Annotated in this window: 11 protein-coding genes; 4 read left to right on the top strand and 7 right to left on the bottom strand. The window is 45.0% G+C overall.

The genetic code is table 11. The annotated features are described in order from the left end of the window. Nucleotides 1–192: 192 nt before the first annotated feature. Both BMX95_RS17905 and BMX95_RS17910 read right to left on the bottom strand, forming a co-directional pair. Nucleotides 193–2,571, bottom strand: coding sequence for a glycoside hydrolase family 3 N-terminal domain-containing protein (locus BMX95_RS17905; protein WP_081202942.1), 2,379 nt, complete (start codon nt 2,569–2,571; stop codon nt 193–195). Nucleotides 2,572–2,619: 48 nt separating this feature from the next. After that, nucleotides 2,620–2,826: a hypothetical protein gene (locus BMX95_RS17910; protein ID WP_081202668.1), complete on the bottom strand. Its 207-nt coding sequence runs from the start codon at nt 2,824–2,826 to the stop codon at nt 2,620–2,622. 91 nt (nt 2,827–2,917) lie between these two features. Between BMX95_RS17910 and leuC the strand changes: the two genes are divergently transcribed. The 4 genes from leuC (at nt 2,918) to leuB (ending at nt 7,673) form a co-directional block, all read left to right on the top strand. After that, nucleotides 2,918–4,321, top strand: a complete 1,404-nt coding sequence (gene leuC, locus BMX95_RS17915) for a 3-isopropylmalate dehydratase large subunit (protein ID WP_081202667.1) — start codon at nt 2,918–2,920, stop codon at nt 4,319–4,321. Between the two features lie 35 nt (nt 4,322–4,356). Then, nucleotides 4,357–4,953: a 3-isopropylmalate dehydratase small subunit gene (gene leuD, locus BMX95_RS17920; protein WP_081202666.1), complete on the top strand. Its 597-nt coding sequence runs from the start codon at nt 4,357–4,359 to the stop codon at nt 4,951–4,953. A 23-nt stretch (nt 4,954–4,976) separates the two neighbouring features. Then, the gene (locus BMX95_RS17925; protein WP_242673194.1) at nt 4,977–6,533 is read left to right on the top strand and encodes an alpha-isopropylmalate synthase regulatory domain-containing protein; all 1,557 of its coding nucleotides are present in this window, start codon (nt 4,977–4,979) and stop codon (nt 6,531–6,533) included. Between the two features lie 66 nt (nt 6,534–6,599). After that, nucleotides 6,600–7,673: a 3-isopropylmalate dehydrogenase gene (leuB, locus tag BMX95_RS17930; RefSeq protein ID WP_081202665.1), complete on the top strand. Its 1,074-nt coding sequence runs from the start codon at nt 6,600–6,602 to the stop codon at nt 7,671–7,673. Nucleotides 7,674–7,735: 62 nt separating this feature from the next. Here leuB and BMX95_RS17935 read toward each other — a convergent pair whose 3' ends face one another. From BMX95_RS17935 to BMX95_RS17955, 5 genes are all read right to left on the bottom strand, one after another. Further along, entirely contained in the window at nt 7,736–9,052 is a 1,317-nt protein-coding gene (locus tag BMX95_RS17935; protein WP_081202664.1) for a S41 family peptidase, read from the bottom strand. A 243-nt stretch (nt 9,053–9,295) separates the two neighbouring features. Beyond that, the gene (locus BMX95_RS17940) at nt 9,296–10,723 is read right to left on the bottom strand and encodes a T9SS type A sorting domain-containing protein (protein WP_081202663.1); all 1,428 of its coding nucleotides are present in this window, start codon (nt 10,721–10,723) and stop codon (nt 9,296–9,298) included. Nucleotides 10,724–10,870: 147 nt separating this feature from the next. Next, on the bottom strand, nt 10,871–12,205 hold the full coding sequence (locus tag BMX95_RS17945; protein WP_090519502.1) for a hypothetical protein: 1,335 nt from the start codon (nt 12,203–12,205) through the stop codon (nt 10,871–10,873). 512 nt (nt 12,206–12,717) lie between these two features. Continuing rightward, nucleotides 12,718–13,827, bottom strand: a complete 1,110-nt coding sequence (gene porV / locus BMX95_RS17950) for a type IX secretion system outer membrane channel protein PorV (RefSeq protein ID WP_081202661.1) — start codon at nt 13,825–13,827, stop codon at nt 12,718–12,720. A 44-nt stretch (nt 13,828–13,871) separates the two neighbouring features. Further along, nucleotides 13,872–16,541, bottom strand: a complete 2,670-nt coding sequence (locus BMX95_RS17955; protein WP_133053988.1) for an MBG domain-containing protein — start codon at nt 16,539–16,541, stop codon at nt 13,872–13,874. Nucleotides 16,542–16,550 lie beyond the last annotated feature (9 nt).

Genomic DNA, 16,550 nt, shown 5'->3' on the forward strand with positions numbered 1-16,550 from the left:
GCCCAATAGAGACCTGGGCATGGTCATTAGATGGCACAATCGCAAGAGGCGTAACAAATGTAACTAATATTTTTTGTAGATCATAATTTATTGATCCCGGTCAAAACTTCAAATAAAAAACCCGCCTCCCCGCATAGCGGGGCGACGGGCACTGACTGATAGCATTAATCTTGTTCTACTTAAAACACAAGATTATTTTGAAGACAAATCATGGCCAACTTTCAACTCAACCTTTTGAACATCGGTAGAATTGCGTCCTACCATACATTCAAAAATGCCATCTTCTACAACGAATTGCATATCGGCATTCCAGAAGGCGAGTTTGTTGGCATCAATGGTAAAGGAAACTTTTTTTGTTTGTCCGGGTTCAAGGGTAATGCGTGTAAAGTCTTTCAGCTCTTTTACCGGCCGGGTTACACTGCTTACTTTTTGATGAATATATAATTGTACAATTTCATCGCCTTTCACGTTACCGGTATTGGTTACATCTACCTCTACCGTTCCATACACCTTTTCTGATGGTTCAGAGGAAGTACCGCCCATTTTCTTAGGCGCCGCAGCTGCTAATTGCACGCGGGGCTTTGAATAACTGAAGGTGGTATAACTTAGCCCATAGCCAAATGGGAACAGGGGCGATTTTTCTTCTGTTACATAATTAAAGTACTGTGCACTGGGTTTGTGGTTATAAAAAACCGGTACCTGTCCGGTTGACCGGGGGTAGGTAATCGTTAATTTACCAGAAGGGTTCACATCACCAAACAGGATATTGGCGAAGGCATTACCCGCTTCTTCTCCCATAAACCATCCATCCACAATGGCAGTCACTTGTTGAGCGACGAAAGGAATGGCTAAAGGCCGGCCATGGGTTAAATAAACAATCACTGGTTTACCGGTGGCCAGCATGGCTTTTGCCAGGTCTTCCTGCTGACTTTGTAAACGCAGATCGGGCATATCGCCAAAGTGATTGGGTCCCCAGGTTTCGCGTGATAACTGTTCGTTCTCTCCGATGGCCAGCACTACCACATCGGCCTGTTGTGCTGTTTTAACGGCTTCGTCAATCAGTTGCGCATTTTCCGTTGCTGATGGGAAAATGATGGTATCTATATATTGATAGTTGTTCTGGCTGATGGTATCGCCATTGGTGGTAATGCGGCAGCCTTTTGCATACAAAACTTCTGCGCTTCCCTGTACTTTATTCTTTATCCCTTCCAGCAATGAAATGTTTTTGGAGGGCAGACCGGAATAATCACCGAGGTAATTGGTGGCAGCCATAGGCCCTATTACGGCGATCTTTTTATACTGATCTTTTTTCAATGGCAGCAGGTTGTTTGTATTCTTCAACAAAACCATCGATTCTTCGGCAACTTTCAAAGCCAGTGACCGGCCATCGGCCAACGCTGCATTCTGTTTCGCCTTCTCCAGGTCAATCGGTTGTTGCTGATCGAACAAACCCAGCCTGAATTTCAATTCCAGTATTCTGGCCACAGCACTGTCGAGTGCTTTGGGGCTGATCTTATTTTCTTTTACCAGCTCGCCCAGGTGGCGGTAATTAATACCATAAGGCAAATCGGTGGTTACCCCGGCATTGAACGCTTTGAGCGCAGCAGCCTTCTGGTCGGCAGCTATGAAATGTTTATTCCATAGCTGATCTATGCCAAACCAGTCGCTCACTACCACCCCATTATAATTCCATTCTTTGCGTAACACATCTTTCAACAACCATTTATTGGCGTGTGAGGGGATGCCATCGATTTCATTATAGGAAGCCATAATACCGGCGGGATTGGCGTTTTTTATGCACAGGCGAAAGGGTTCCATATGGGCTTCGCGTATAACCCGTAAAGAATAGTTGGCAGGTGCCTGGTTATCGCCCCCCTCCGATTGGCCATGACCAGAAAAATGTTTCAGGGTGGCGCCTACATGATCAGCAGCAATAGCACCATTATTACTACCCTGAAAACCCCTTACGATGGCGCTGCCGAGGGTTCCGCACAAATATGGGTCTTCGCCCAGGGTTTCACCGGTTCGGCCCCAGCGTGGGTCGCGGCAAACATCTACCACCGGCGCCAGTACCAGGCTGGTGCCCCGTACACGGGCCTGCTTAGCCGCATGGGTATATATCTTTTCCAGCAGCGCAGGATCCCAGGAACAGGCCAGGCCTATACCATGGGGGAAAACGTCTACCTCGCGTTGCACCAGTCCATGGTGTGCTTCATCAATAAAAATAATGGGAATACCCAGTCTGGTTTTGTGTACCATATAATCCTGTAACCTGTTTCGGGCGGCTATGGTAACTTCCATGGTTTCATCAAAGGCAGGGTTCATCATGCCCATCCCGTTTTTGAACAGGGAATCCAGCTTGGGCGTATTGTTGAACAGTTTATCGTCCAGTTTTGGCCGGCCGGCATGCATGGTTTGCAACTGGGCCACTTTTTCATCCAGCGTCATACGCAAAAGCAGGTCTGTAACCCGTTTGGCAGTGGGTGCTTTGGCGTCTTTGTAGACAGGTTGTTGTGCGTAGGAAAAGCTGATACAACAAATAAAAAAACAGACAAGCGTAGCAAATTTCATATTGAACAGTTGATTTTTTAGTAAACAAGTGTTCATGCCGCCTGTTATTTAGCAGGCAGTACATGCGGGTACTGTCATGAAATTTGGTTGGGAATTGCCTGGAAGAGGACCAAGGTAGGAAAAAAAGCCTGTTTGATGCCTGAAATTCATTAAAATATCTGCTTTTTTGTGGGCTTCCTTTGCAAATTTTTTAATGATAGGGTAACATTCAACGGTTTGTTCAACAGATATAGCCAGAATTTGATATTTTTTCATTTTTGACTACTCTATTAGAAAAAAATCACTTAAAGCCCTTATAATCTGACTATATTTCAAGAATTTTGCAACTTGATTTAAATTATATAAAATGAGCAAAACCCCCGCTGCATTATTCGACAAAGTATGGGATTCGCATGTGGTCAGGCATATAGAAGATGGCCCCGATGTGTTGTTTATTGACCGGCATTTTATTCATGAGGTAACCAGTCCCGTAGCATTTTTGGGTCTGGAAAGCCGGGGATTGAAAGTGATGTTCCCCGAAAAAACCTTTGCAACCGCCGATCATAATACCCCCACCATTAACCAGCATTTGCCGGTAGAGGATCCCCTGTCGGCCAACCAGCTGAAGGCCCTGGAAAGCAACTCGGCAAAATATGGTATTTCACACTGGGGACTGGGCAATCCTAAAAATGGTATTGTGCACGTTGTGGGTCCCGAAAACGGTATTACCCTTCCGGGTATGACCATCGTTTGCGGAGATTCGCATACTTCTACCCATGGTGCTTTTGGCGCAATCGCATTTGGCATTGGAACTTCTGAAGTTGAGATGGTACTCAGCAGCCAGTGTATTATGCAGCCACGCCCCAAGAAAATGCGTATTAATGTAAATGGCAAGCTTGGAAAAGGCATTGTGCCCAAAGACGTGGTACTGTACATCATTTCAAAGCTCACAGCCGCCGGCGCTACCGGTTATTTTGTTGAATTTGCCGGTGACGTGTTCGAGAACATGACCATGGAAGGCCGTATGACCGTTTGCAACATGAGTATTGAAATGGGTGCCCGCGGTGGTATGGTTGCTCCCGACGAAACCACTTTCAACTACATTAAAGGCCGTGAGAAAGCCCCCAAAGGTGAAGCCTGGGACAAAGCGCTGGCCTACTGGAAAACGCTGAAAACAGAAGAAGGTGCTTTCTTCGATAAAGAATACGAATTCAACGGCGCCGATATTGAACCCATGATCACCTATGGTACCAACCCTGGTATGGGCATCGGCATTACCAAACATATTCCTACTGCCGCGCAAATTGGCAGCAGCAAAGCGACTTACGATAAGTCGTTAGCCTATATGGATTTCCATGAGGATGATACCATGATCGGCAAAAAGATCGATTACGTATTCATCGGTAGCTGTACCAATGGCCGCATCGAGGATTTCCGTGCTTTTGCATCGGTGATCAAGGGCCGTAAAAAAGCAGATCATGTAACTGCCTGGATAGTTCCCGGTTCGCACATTGTTGAACAGCAGATCAAGGAGGAAGGCATCCTGGATATTTTGCTGGCAGCAGGTTTCCAGTTACGTCAACCTGGTTGTTCAGCCTGTTTGGCCATGAATGACGACAAGATCCCCGCCGGTAAGTATGCAGTGAGCACCAGCAACCGTAACTTCGAAGGCCGTCAGGGTCCTGGCGCCAGAACATTGTTGGCCAGCCCGCTGGTAGCAGCTGCGGCAGCGGTTACAGGTTTCGTAACCGATCCGCGCGAGTTGATCTAATCAAGAACTTAAAACTTTCAACTTAGAACTTAACAATGGCGTACGATAAATTCACTGTATTAAAGAGCACCGCGGTACCTATGCCTATCGAAAACGTAGATACCGATCAGATCATTCCGGCCCGTTTTTTAAAAGCTACCGAACGCAAGGGATTTGGTGATAACCTGTTCCGCGACTGGCGTTTTGAAAACGACGGTACCCCGAAAAAAGATTTCGTGCTGAACAACCCCATTTACACTGGTAAAATACTGGTAGGTGGTAAAAACTTTGGCAGCGGCAGCAGCCGTGAGCACGCAGCCTGGGCTATATACGATTATGGTTTCCGTTGCGTGGTGAGCAGCTTCTTTGCCGATATCTTCAAGAACAACTCCTTAAACATCGGCATTTTACCCGTACAGGTAAGTGAAGCATTCCTCGACAAGATCTTCAAAGCTATTGAAGCCAACCCCAAAACTGAACTGGAAGTAAACCTTCCTGAACAAAAGATCACTATTGTGGGTGACGGCGCTTCAGAATCATTTGAGATCAATGGCTACAAGAAGCACAATATGACGAATGGTTACGATGATATCGATTTCCTGCAAAGCCTGAAATCTGACATCAAAACTTTCTCTGAAAAAAGCATCTATTAGAAATTAAAAATAAAGAATGAGAAATGAAGATTTCATTTCTCATTTCTCATTTTCATATGCCTGGTGACCAGCGACACATAGAGATCATGGATACCACACTCCGCGACGGTGAACAAACCAGCGGTGTGTCGTTCTCCCCCACTGAAAAGCTAACGATTGCCCAGCTATTATTAACAGAGGTAAAAGTTGACCGCATAGAAATTGCTTCCGCCCGCGTAAGCGAAGGCGAATTTGAAGCGGTAAAAGCCATCACCAAATGGGCAAAAGCCAATGGCTTTTTGAACCAGGTAGAAGTGCTCACCTTTGTTGACGGCGATGTATCTATACAATGGATGCAGCAGGCCGGTGCCAAAGTAATGAACCTGCTTACCAAGGGCTCGCTGAATCACCTCACCCACCAGTTAAAGAAAAAACCTGAGCAGCACTTTGCAGAGATTACCGAAGTGGTAAAACTGGCCAGAAAAAAAGGAATTGAAGTCAATGTATACCTCGAAGACTGGAGCAATGGTATGCGCCATTCGAAAGAATATGTGTTTCAATACCTCGATTTCATTCAAAAGCTGCCGGTAAAACGTGTAATGCTGCCCGATACCCTGGGCATTCTCACCCCACCGGAGTCATTCGAATACATTTCCACTATTGTACAACGATATCCCGATACGCATTTCGACTTTCATGCACATAACGACTATGACCTGGGCACAGCGAATGTTCTGGAAGGCGTAAGAGCCGGCGCCCATGGCATACACCTTACCATCAATGGTATGGGCGAGAGAGCGGGTAATGCCCCTCTGGCCAGCGCCATAGCGGTATTGAACGACTTTATGCCGGAGGTAAAAACCTCGGTAGATGAAACCTCCCTGTACCGGGTTAGTAAACTGGTAGAAACCTTTTCGGGTTTCCGCATACCGGTTAACAAACCGGTGGTAGGAGAAAATGTGTTTACCCAAACAGCAGGTATCCACGCTGACGGCGACAAAAAGAACAAATTGTACTTCAGCGACCTGATGCCTGAGCGTTTTGGCCGTACACGGCGCTATGCCTTAGGAAAGACCAGTGGCAAGGCAAACATTGAAAACAACCTGGCTCAACTGGGTATTCAGCTGAGTGAACCCGATCTGAAAAAAGTTACCCAGCGTATTATTGAACTGGGCGACAAAAAAGAAGTGGTTACCCAGGCCGATCTGCCGTACATCATCTCTGATGTGATCGACAGTAAAAACATTGAAGAAAAAGTACGCATTGAAAATTACGTACTCACACATACAAAAGCCCTTCGTCCGTCGGCAACGCTGCAAATCTCTATCCAGGGGGAAATGCACGAAGAGCACGCCCAGGGCGATGGTCAATACGACGCCTTTATGAATGCGTTGAAAAAGGTATATAAAAAGTTGAAACAGGAACTACCTGTGTTAACCGATTATGCCGTGCGCATTCCACCCGGCGGTAAAACCGATGCTTTGTGCGAAACCGTTATCACCTGGAGTTTTAATGGCAAAGAATTTAAAACCCGTGGTCTCGATAGCGACCAGACGGTATCAGCCATCAAGGCCACTCAAAAAATGCTCAACCTTATATAGGCATTGTTACAGGTTCTTAAAACCACAAAAGTTCATTTTTATAGTAAAACAATCATTAAATCAAGCATGGCAAGCAAGCACATACTCATCGTTCCTGGCGACGGTATTGGACAGGAAGTAACTGCAGTTGGTAAAAAAGTGTTAGATAAGATCGCTGCAAAATTCGGACACACGTTTACATACGACGAAGCACTGATAGGCCATGTGGCCATTGAGGCAACCGGTAATCCCCTGCCCGATGAGTCGCTGGAGAAAATGCGCAAATCAGACGCTGTGTTGTTTGGCGCTGTAGGTCATCCTAAATACGACAACGATCCATCTGCAAAAGTACGTCCGGAGCAGGGATTGTTGAAAATGCGTAAGGAACTTGGTTTGTACGCCAACTTACGCCCTATTAAATTATTCGATGAGTTGTTGGGTGCTTCCAGCATTAAACCTGAAATATTAAAAGGCGCCGATATCCTGTTCTTCCGCGAACTGACTGGTGATATTTATTTTGGCGAGAAAGGCAGAAAGAACAATGGCGATACCGCTTACGACATAGCAGAATACAGCCGTTACGAAGTAGAGCGCATTGCTCGCAAAGCTTTTGAAGCAGCCCGCACCAGAAGAAAGAAACTGTGCTCTGTTGACAAAGCCAATGTAATTGAAACAAGCCGTTTGTGGCGTGAAGTAGTACAAAAAGTAGCAAAAGAATATCCAGATGTAGAAGTTGAACATCAGTTCGTTGATGCAACTGCTATGCTGCTGATTAAAGATCCCCGTCGTTTTGATGTGGTGGTAACTGCCAACCTGTTTGGCGACATCCTTACCGATGAGGCATCACAAATTGCCGGCTCTATGGGTATGCTGGCATCTGCCTCTGTTGGCGATGGTACTGGTGTATACGAACCCATTCACGGTTCAGCACATGACATTACCGGTAAAGGAGTTGCAAACCCGCTGGCGTCTATTTTATCAGCTGCCCTGTTGCTGGATATTTCATTTGGCATGAAAGCCGAATCAGAAGCAGTGATCAGTGCCGTTGATAAAGTATTGAAAGCTGGTTTCCGCACCCGGGATATTGCCGATGCGCAAACTCCTGCTGACAAGATTTTAGGTACAGACGCTATTGGCGCCGAAGTGCTGAAGTTTCTGTAATTGAAATATAATTTTATTGAAGTGGTCCACCAGTAGGCGGACCACTTTTTTTTGTACCCTGCTTACAGGTTTGTCACATTCACTGCTCTAGTTCCATATATCAGGTCAAGCGCTTTATCAACAGGCAGGTCGCCCGGTTCGCCTATGGGCGTTAAAGGCAATTTGCTGGTCTCTACCACCACATGATCGGGTGCCAGTCCCGTTGAGTAATTCCCATTTCCCAGCCCATCTGCAATTTTATAAACGATCGGCTCAATAAGCCATGCTACTTGCCGTGGACTGCGCTGGTCATCTATAGTAAAAGAGGCCTCGTCTTTTCCCACCGTTGTTTCACCAATCCGGATCACGGTTGTATAAGGCGCCAGGTTATGCGTTAATAATTCCGCGGCAGAAGCTGTTACAGGAGAAGTAAGAATAAACACCCTCGACAACCCCAGGTTTCGTGCCTGCAGATCGCTCATGTTTTTACCACTTACACTGGTAGAAAAAGCGATCGCCTGCTGGAAAGTCTGTCTTTGGGTTCCACCATGTCTGTTTCCACTATAGGTAATAAAAGTACTGGCCGGGTTAAAAGAAGTTGTAAGCATGGCAGCCAGTTTGGTAGCGGAAGCCACACTGCCGCCTGGATTATACCGTAAATCGATAATACATTCCGAAACGCCTTCGGTCTTTAGTTTTTGCATGCTTAGCAGCACAAGGGCATCGTCTTTTTCGGCACAAAGGTAATAGGCAAGAAAGCCGGTCTTTATACCATTCTTTTCAAATACTTTAGTAGCATGTACACTTTTTTGCGGAACGACAGCACTTTGAATCCCTATCCGGGCAGAGTCATTCAACGCCGAATGGTCGCTGTTAAATGTTACCAGTTGCAACATAGCGGCTGGTGCTTGTAACGCCTCTTTGATTGCCTGTTTATTTGCAGAAGTAATGGCCTGGTCATTCACTGCGCTGAAAAGCATCCCGCGTTTTAGTTTCCGGTTATCGGCATTACTTCCGGGCATCACACAGGTAATAACCCCCACGAGACTTAGCGCATCAAACGGATGAGTGGCCAGGGTATAATTAAAACCATATATCTCGGCGGAGGTTTTGGGCGCGCCTACAGTACTTCGGTTACTGATCCAGGAGAAGCGGTCTTTGGGCGACAACAGCCGTTTAAAGAACTCCTGGGTAGGAAGTGAATAATCAGGGTGTGCGGGCATTTCGGCGCTCCAGTAGTAATATAATTGCATACTGTCGTACACCCATTTATTTAGCTTGCCCAATGAGTCAGTGGGTTGCCAGGGAATGTCTTTTTTCGTACAGGCAGGCTCAGGGAGCAATGCCGTTGAAAGTAATATAAATGCAATTATTTTACCAATTGTCATATTAGCGTTCATATAGATTTATTCCCGGTTACAGAGCGGGGTTACACCTGCAGCTTTCTGCGCCTTTACTTTATTTTTATTTTTTTGTTAACTCCGAAATATTCATTTTTGTATCAGTTTTAAACAATTACTAAGCAAAGGGTATTCCACCTCCTCGTGGAATACCCTTTTGCGTTTACCCAGACAGCAAAAATGAAATGAAACAAAATGGTTTAAACAATTACTAAGTAAAGGATATTGCTTATCATTTCTATATTACTTCTTAATAAACGTTTTGCTTTGGCGCTCGCCATTCATATTGAATACTACCATATAATTGCCAGGGATCAGTTTGCTTACGTTTATGGTTGTTTGCACAGCACCTTTTTGAATATTTTGAGTGAACAACTGACGTCCATCGATGCCTGCCAATTGTACAGTAGCACCGGCTTCAGCCAGCGGGTGTTGCATTACCAGTTGGTTTTGAACCGGGTTAGGATATACGTTCAATTTAATAACACCTTTTACGGCCAGTACATCACTGGTGATTTTAGCGCCATCTTTACCCAGCAGTGTTACCCGATAAAATGTAGTCGTTTCCGAACGTTTATCGCTAAGCCGGTAAAAAGGTTTGGCGCCCTGTGTTTTTTGCGTACTGATAGGTTCAAATGAATTACCGCCATCGATTGATTTCTCCACTACATATTCACGGGCGTTCGATTCATCAGGCGTATTCCATTCCATAGTGATCAGATCTTCATTGGTAGCTTCACCATTCAACCACAGGTTGATAATGAACAGTTTTTTACCATCGATCACCAATACGTTATCCAAGCCACCACTGGTGTTTTTCGTATCAACAGGCGACCAGCCTAAAGAAGGCCATTTTCCGTTGAATGACAGGTACAAACGGTACAGGTTGTTATCGAGTGAACGTTGGGCTATATGCAGGATGCCGTTCGATAAATTGTTGGGAATAATAGTACCCCATGCTTTGTTTACGCCATTAACGCTGTCGGCATAAAATGGAGCATAACCGTTGGCTATGGTGTTTTCGGTACCATCACTCTCAACAAAGGTTCCAGTAACGGGACGACCTTGTGCCAATAGGTTATCATAAAGCAGAATAAATTGTTTTGGGCTGCCATTTCGTAATGGGGTACAACGAACACCGGTACCATTGGATGAATCAGAAGCGCTGCCAAAATTGATCACATTAACAGGATTGGGCGCCGCGATACGATGTTTTACAGTAATGCCACCGGCGCCATTATTCAATACCAAAAGGAAATAGACCTGTTTGCCGGGCGTAAAAGTTGAAGAGGAACCTGCCTCATTGGCGAACCAGCCAGTATAGGTACCGGTTGTGTCGGTAGTAAATTCACCATAACGGCCAGCCAGTCCCAGTGTAGCGGATGTAACACGTACAAAATTCCCGGTATCTTTTACGAAGATAATTGTGCCCTCGCCAATACCAGTGGTAGTAGGCGTGTTTGCAAAACGGTTAAAATAACGATAGGTGGCATTGGGAATTAAACCACTTACAGTCATGCGGCAAACAAAAGGCACTTTGCGATCATCACCTGCATTAAATGTACCTGAGCCCTGAACATATTGAGGAAAATGTACTTCACTAAGAGATTGGGCAAAAGAAGCTGCCGTTGAAAGAAGTACCGAAAGGAAGACGATAAATTTCAGTTTCATAAATCATTTTTAATGGTTGAATATTTTTCAGAAATTATCGGCGGGTTTAGGGAAACATCATAAATACCGGGCATCTCTTTTAACAGAGATACCCGGTGTATAAAAAATTACCTGTTTCATATAAGGGAAACAGAGCAGAATTAATTATTAATAGTCATATTTAGCCCAACCTGCTAACCAGTTGTTGGTAGCATCGAAGGCGCCACGGTAGCTTACAGACTGAATGAAGCCAGCCTCGCAGATACCAGAGAAGCAAGAGAAATCAGTTCCAGCTGTTACAGCCTGGCTGCCGGCAGCTGGTCTGTAATCAGGTGTAGATGCAAAAGGAGCATTTAAACCACTGGTGAAGATCAGGTCGGTTGCAGCATTTCCGCAGCCGGTAACAATTGGGAATCCTGCAGGAGTAACCACCGTAGTGAAAGCAGTGATCAAATTGTGGCTGAAGTTTTTATCAGTGTTAACTGACTCATGATTCAAACCAGTAGGGAAACCCATGAAGATAGAATTCTTCACATTGAATTTGCTGTTTCTGCGGAAATAAGCAGCATTCCATAAAGGAATAGCCTGTGTAGCAGTTTCCAGACCGATAACGGTCATATTGGAAATCTGCGGTTTTGTAATAGGTTGATCATTTGAACCAGTTGCATCGTTATCGCACTCGATACCATTAGGATTAGCAGAATAGCTCAGTTCTGCTCTCAGTTGAGAAACAGCGAACTGAACACTTCCTCTGTAACCGTTATCGAAATCGAACGCATCATCGTTTGGAGCCAGGGCATACAGGTGTTTTGCATTTACTGTTCCACCGAAGAATTCAAATGCATCATCAGCACCATACGCAGATTCGATGAAATCCAGTACAGTACCACAACCCACACCACCACAAGTTAAACCGTTCAGCTCGTTATCAGTAGCGATTGCAGCACCGGCATACTCAATACGTACGTATTGCAGATTACCTGAGTTGTCAGCATCATCGGAACCACCGTAATGTACGTCAACACCTGCAGGGATAGTAGGCAGATCGATACCTTCGATAGTAGGCTCTGTTTTATTTACAGTAGCTTTACCCAGCAATACGATGCCACCCCAGTCTCCAGGTTCCAGAGAAGGGTTGTTTGCATCGACGTGTGCAGAGAAAACGATAGGCTGATCAGGGTTACCTACAGCAAAAAGCTGAGAACCACGTGTTACTATCAATGCACTTGACTCTGCATTAGTTGCTTTTTTAATACCTTCAACGCGTGCACCTTCCTGAATAACCAAAGTAGCGCCATTGTTTACATACACTTTGCCATCCAACAACCACAAGGTATCGTTTGACAAAACGAGGTCTGAACTAACAATGCTGGGGATAGTTTTTTCAGGAAGAGCCAGCGCACCGGCTTGTGTGCCGCGGGCATTAAAGTTTTTATCAGCATTTTTTTTACAAGCTGAAGCAGCTAATGCAATAACTGCAACGCTCAGGATAAGTCTTTTCATGATTAATTTAAATTTGATTTTAAACAATTACTAGAAAACGTATATGAAACAGGTAATTCTTTGTTGATTTATATTGTCCGAAATTGGGGGGATTTTTAGGTTACGGATGATTTTCGGTTACTCATTCATTGTTTTGTAAATTTAGTTTGCAAAACACATATGTTTACACATATCCGTTATAGTTATTGGTTTGTTAATATTGCGGTTATCTATTCAGGTATATACACAACAATCCCGTTACATGCCAGCCGGACACATGTACAATTCCAGTCAACTGCATTTACAGCTGTAACTATCCAACAGTAAAATATTAACCAGGCCTTAGAAGGTCTTTAACAGTAGTCTCCAGTGTATTGCTGGTTAAAACCAGGCATTGGGGGGCCTGGAAACGGGTATTGCCGTGAAGTGAAAAATGTTTTCATAGGGAGAATTACTTCCCCGGTACAAAGCCGCTATTGATTAATTAAAACGCATCCTTGTCACATCAGGTTCTTCTTATCGATTACATCCGGTTATTTATCCAGTTCGAACAGCACTCCAAACCGCACAGTATTGCTCAATGGATTTCTACTCACCTTGTCTCCGGTAGGAACCAGGTACGAAAAATTAATCGTAGCCATATTGAACCGGATGCCGGCGCCGGCAGTAACGTACTGCCAGTTACCGTATGAATATGATTTGCTATTATAGCCAAGGCGGAGATACAGCTGCTCTTTAAAGGCATACTCAGCACCAAAGCCAAATTGCATGGCGTCGTTATCAAATGAGTTGAACCAGCCGCTTACCGAACTTTTGCTCCGGTAAGCAGGCATATCTTCTGGTGATTCAGGAACTTTTGGCACTAATAATTTATCTGCCTGCAGGGCAAAAGTCACTTTGTTATCTTCATCCCATGCTTCGGTATAACTACCCCCCACGCTTAAGTTAGCGGGTAAAAAGTCTTTATTATCAGCATTCTCTGTATAGCCTATTTTGCCACCCAGGTTACTGAGCGAAACACCGGCGGTCCACCCTTTCCCGTTATCATCTACCCCGTTATAAAAAAAGCTTACGTCTGCAGCCACGGTATGGCCAGCTTTATAACTTGTGCCATTGATGTTGCCGGTGGCCAGTTTGGAGGAAATGTAACGTACTGCAGCCCCCATGCCTGTCTTTTCACTTAGCTTACGGGAATAACCCAGATCAAATGCCACTTCACGAGGAGATGCGGTTTGCAATTTGTTCCCATTATAATCCATAATGGGAATATCGCCGGCATTAAAATATCGCAAAGATGCCGATACGGCCTGCAATTCATCGAGCTGGTGAAAACCTGCCAGGGTGGCCAGGTACATATTATCGGCTATTTCTTTTAGCCAGGGCGTGTAAGTAGCGCCAATGGCAGTTTTATTTTTGGCGAATGGTATTTTAGCCTGGTTATAAAACACACTGTTTGCGTCGGGGCTCAGGGCTATACCTGCATCACCCATCCCCCCACTACGTGCATCAGGTGAAACACGCAAAAAAGGAACAGCTGTAGTAGTAATATTGATCGTACTACTGGCACCTTCCTGCGCCTTCAATTGTACAGCACTTGTAAGTAAAAGATACGCAGGCACAAACCGGAATATATAACGTTTCATCTAATATTTTTTGTTGAGTTTTGTAAATGAGGGCTTTCCTTCCGTTAATGGATCACAACTTTAGTTTTCAGCATTAATCCACTCCCAGCCACCCGAAGGTTGTAAATACCTGAGGCTATATTGCCAACAGCCACCCGGAAGGTGTTAAACCCTTTCCTTAATGAAACCGCCGTATTTACCAGCCTGGTACCATTCACATCAAAGAGTTGAATAGCAGATTTCACATCGTTTACTGAATATACATTTACCTGCAACAGGCCAGGTGCGCTGGTATACGCATTTACATTATCCTGTACATCTCCCTGGGCTGGCAAAATGGTGAGTACGCCATTCTGATACTGTATGGTATAATTGTTCGAGGTGGCGCCTTGCGCTATAAGCGGGTAAGATCCGGCTACGGACAAAGTAGTGGCCATCGTGGTCACTGTAGGCAAAGTAGTAAGCGCGCTGGCATCTTCATTCTTTGCAAATCCGGTATACATAATGGTGAAAGCAGGGTTCTCAGCGCCCTCATTTTTTGACTTATTATCGGGCCTGATGTTCAGGACACCCTTTAGTACGGTTAACGTACGGTCGACCGGAGTAGCAGGAGCACTTTGAAGATCACCTGCCTGGGCGGCCGTGATCACGGTAGTACCTGCGCCTGTTATATGTATTGAATCCCCGATAACAGTAGCCACAGCCGGATTGCTGCTTGTATAACTAACTGTCAATCCCGAACTGGCACTTGCGGCCGGTTTAAAATCAGCATCTCCATATTTCATTACCGGTAAGCTCTGGAATGTGATCTGTTGAGGAGGCAGTGATAAAATGAACAATGTTCCGTTCACAAAGGTGATATCGTAGTTATTTGAAGTGGCATCTTTCACCGTTATAACATAATTCCCCGCGGGAGAACCAATATCGGCGCTTGTACTTATTGTAGGCGGTATTAACAGATCCTGGCTGCTTTCGTTCTTTACAAATCCCGCATACGATATAGTTAAAGCGGGATTGGGCTGCCCAATTAAACGGGTTTTATCCACAGCAGTGATTTGCAAAGGCGCTTTGCGCACATTTAATGTCTGGATAACATCAGAAGCAGGATCAAACGTTGATTGATCACCATCCTGTTTTGCCGTTATGGTGGTTGTACCCGGGCCAACTATGTGTATAGTATTATTGACAATGGTGGCTACAGTAAGATCACTGCTTGTATAATAAACTGCAAATGTGGAACTGGCTGTTGCACCCGGATTGAAATCAGCATCGCCATACGTTTTGGTTGGCAATGCATTAAAAGTAATTGTCTGGGATTGTTTATTACCGATAACCGAAAGCTTTCCCTTTATATAGATAAAGTTATAATTGGGAGAACCGGCTCCGTTTACGTTAATATCATAAGGACCAACCGGAGAAGAAGCTGTAGCCGTAGTGGTGAGCTGTGGTTTCGGGTTAAGGCTGTTCTCATCATCATTATTTTTAAACCCGCCATAGGTCACGGTAAGCAGCGGCATAGCTGTTCCTTGTCTCCAGAACTTATCAACCGCGGTAATGGTTAAATCGGCCTTATTAACAGTTAACTGTTTTATTACATCTGCTGCGGCTCCATAGTTGTCATCTCCGGATTGACTGGCAGTGATATCGGCAGTACCTGCTCCCACAATATGTATAAAATGGCCATTCACAATGGTAGCCACACTGGGATTGCTGCTGGCATATGCAACGGTAAGGCCGGAACTGGCGGTGGCAGCCGCATCAAAATCGTTATCCCCATAGGTTGAAATCAGCGGGTTATTAAAAGTGATCTGTTGGTTTAATTTAACAGGTGCACCGGGGGCAAGTGTTACCACATTGCCATCCAGCACAATTACATTGCTTACCCCGCCATTCGTTGAAATGGTACTTACAGTACCTCCGCCTGACGCCGGCCACTGGCCATTTGAAGACGTTCTGCCAGCTACATCAACACCATCTAAACCAACTTGCACAATTTTTTGAATACCCTGCGTCAGATTATTGGGAATAATGGTACCCCACACCTTATCGATGTTTTCTACATCAGACACATAAAATGACGCATACCCTGCACTTGTAATCGACAGACCATCACTTTCTGTTACAGTAGCCGTCACCGGTCTGGTGGCAGCCACATCGTCATACAGCAGTATGAAATTTTTGGCGCTCCCACCGGCTGCCGGTGTACTGCGCAGGGCAGTACCATCAGTACCTGTTGTGCCAAAATCGATCACATTAATGGGACTGGTGGTATTAAGCCTGGTAGTAACAGTAAGGCCATTGGCCCCGTTATTTAGAGACAGTCTTATAAAAAGGTTATTACCGGGCGTAAATGTAGCACTGGTACCCGCATCACACGCAAACCAGCCGATATATGTTCCGGCAGCATCAGTTGTAAAATCTCCACATTGCGTAGCTATAGCGACATTGGGGCTGGTAAAGCGCTTAAACTCGCCTGTTGCTGGTTTTATAGCAATAAAATTACCTTCACCGGTAGCAGTCGCTGAGGAGTTGGCGTCAATGAACCGGGCGAAATAACGGTATGTTTTATTAATTTGAAGACCATCGATCTTAAGACGGCAGATAAATGGCACGCGCGCAGTGGTACCAGCATTGCTCCCCTGTGTAAATTTCGGCATCACCAATTCCGTAACCGTTTGGCTATATCCACTAACAGATAATAGTAACCCTATAAATATTGTATAATAAAATCTCATCTTATTTAT

Source organism: Niastella yeongjuensis (assembly GCF_900110245.1).
Lineage (GTDB): Bacteria > Bacteroidota > Bacteroidia > Chitinophagales > Chitinophagaceae > Niastella > Niastella yeongjuensis.

Bases quoted from the DNA above. Each gene is read 5' to 3' on its own strand.
- porV (WP_081202661.1), bottom strand. From the start codon at position 13,827: ATGAAACGTTATATATTCCGGTTTGTGCCTGCGTATCTTTTACTTACA.
- BMX95_RS17910 (WP_081202668.1), bottom strand. From the start codon at position 2,826: ATGAAAAAATATCAAATTCTGGCTATATCTGTTGAACAAACCGTTGAA.
- BMX95_RS17940 (WP_081202663.1), bottom strand. From the start codon at position 10,723: ATGAAACTGAAATTTATCGTCTTCCTTTCGGTACTTCTTTCAACGGCA.
- BMX95_RS17935 (WP_081202664.1), bottom strand. From the start codon at position 9,052: ATGAACGCTAATATGACAATTGGTAAAATAATTGCATTTATATTACTT.
- BMX95_RS17905 (WP_081202942.1), bottom strand. From the start codon at position 2,571: ATGAAATTTGCTACGCTTGTCTGTTTTTTTATTTGTTGTATCAGCTTT.
- leuB (WP_081202665.1), top strand. From the start codon at position 6,600: ATGGCAAGCAAGCACATACTCATCGTTCCTGGCGACGGTATTGGACAG.
- leuC (WP_081202667.1), top strand. From the start codon at position 2,918: ATGAGCAAAACCCCCGCTGCATTATTCGACAAAGTATGGGATTCGCAT.
- BMX95_RS17945 (WP_090519502.1), bottom strand. From the start codon at position 12,205: ATGAAAAGACTTATCCTGAGCGTTGCAGTTATTGCATTAGCTGCTTCA.
- BMX95_RS17955 (WP_133053988.1), bottom strand. From the start codon at position 16,541: ATGAGATTTTATTATACAATATTTATAGGGTTACTATTATCTGTTAGT.
- BMX95_RS17925 (WP_242673194.1), top strand. From the start codon at position 4,977: ATGAAGATTTCATTTCTCATTTCTCATTTTCATATGCCTGGTGACCAG.
- leuD (WP_081202666.1), top strand. From the start codon at position 4,357: ATGGCGTACGATAAATTCACTGTATTAAAGAGCACCGCGGTACCTATG.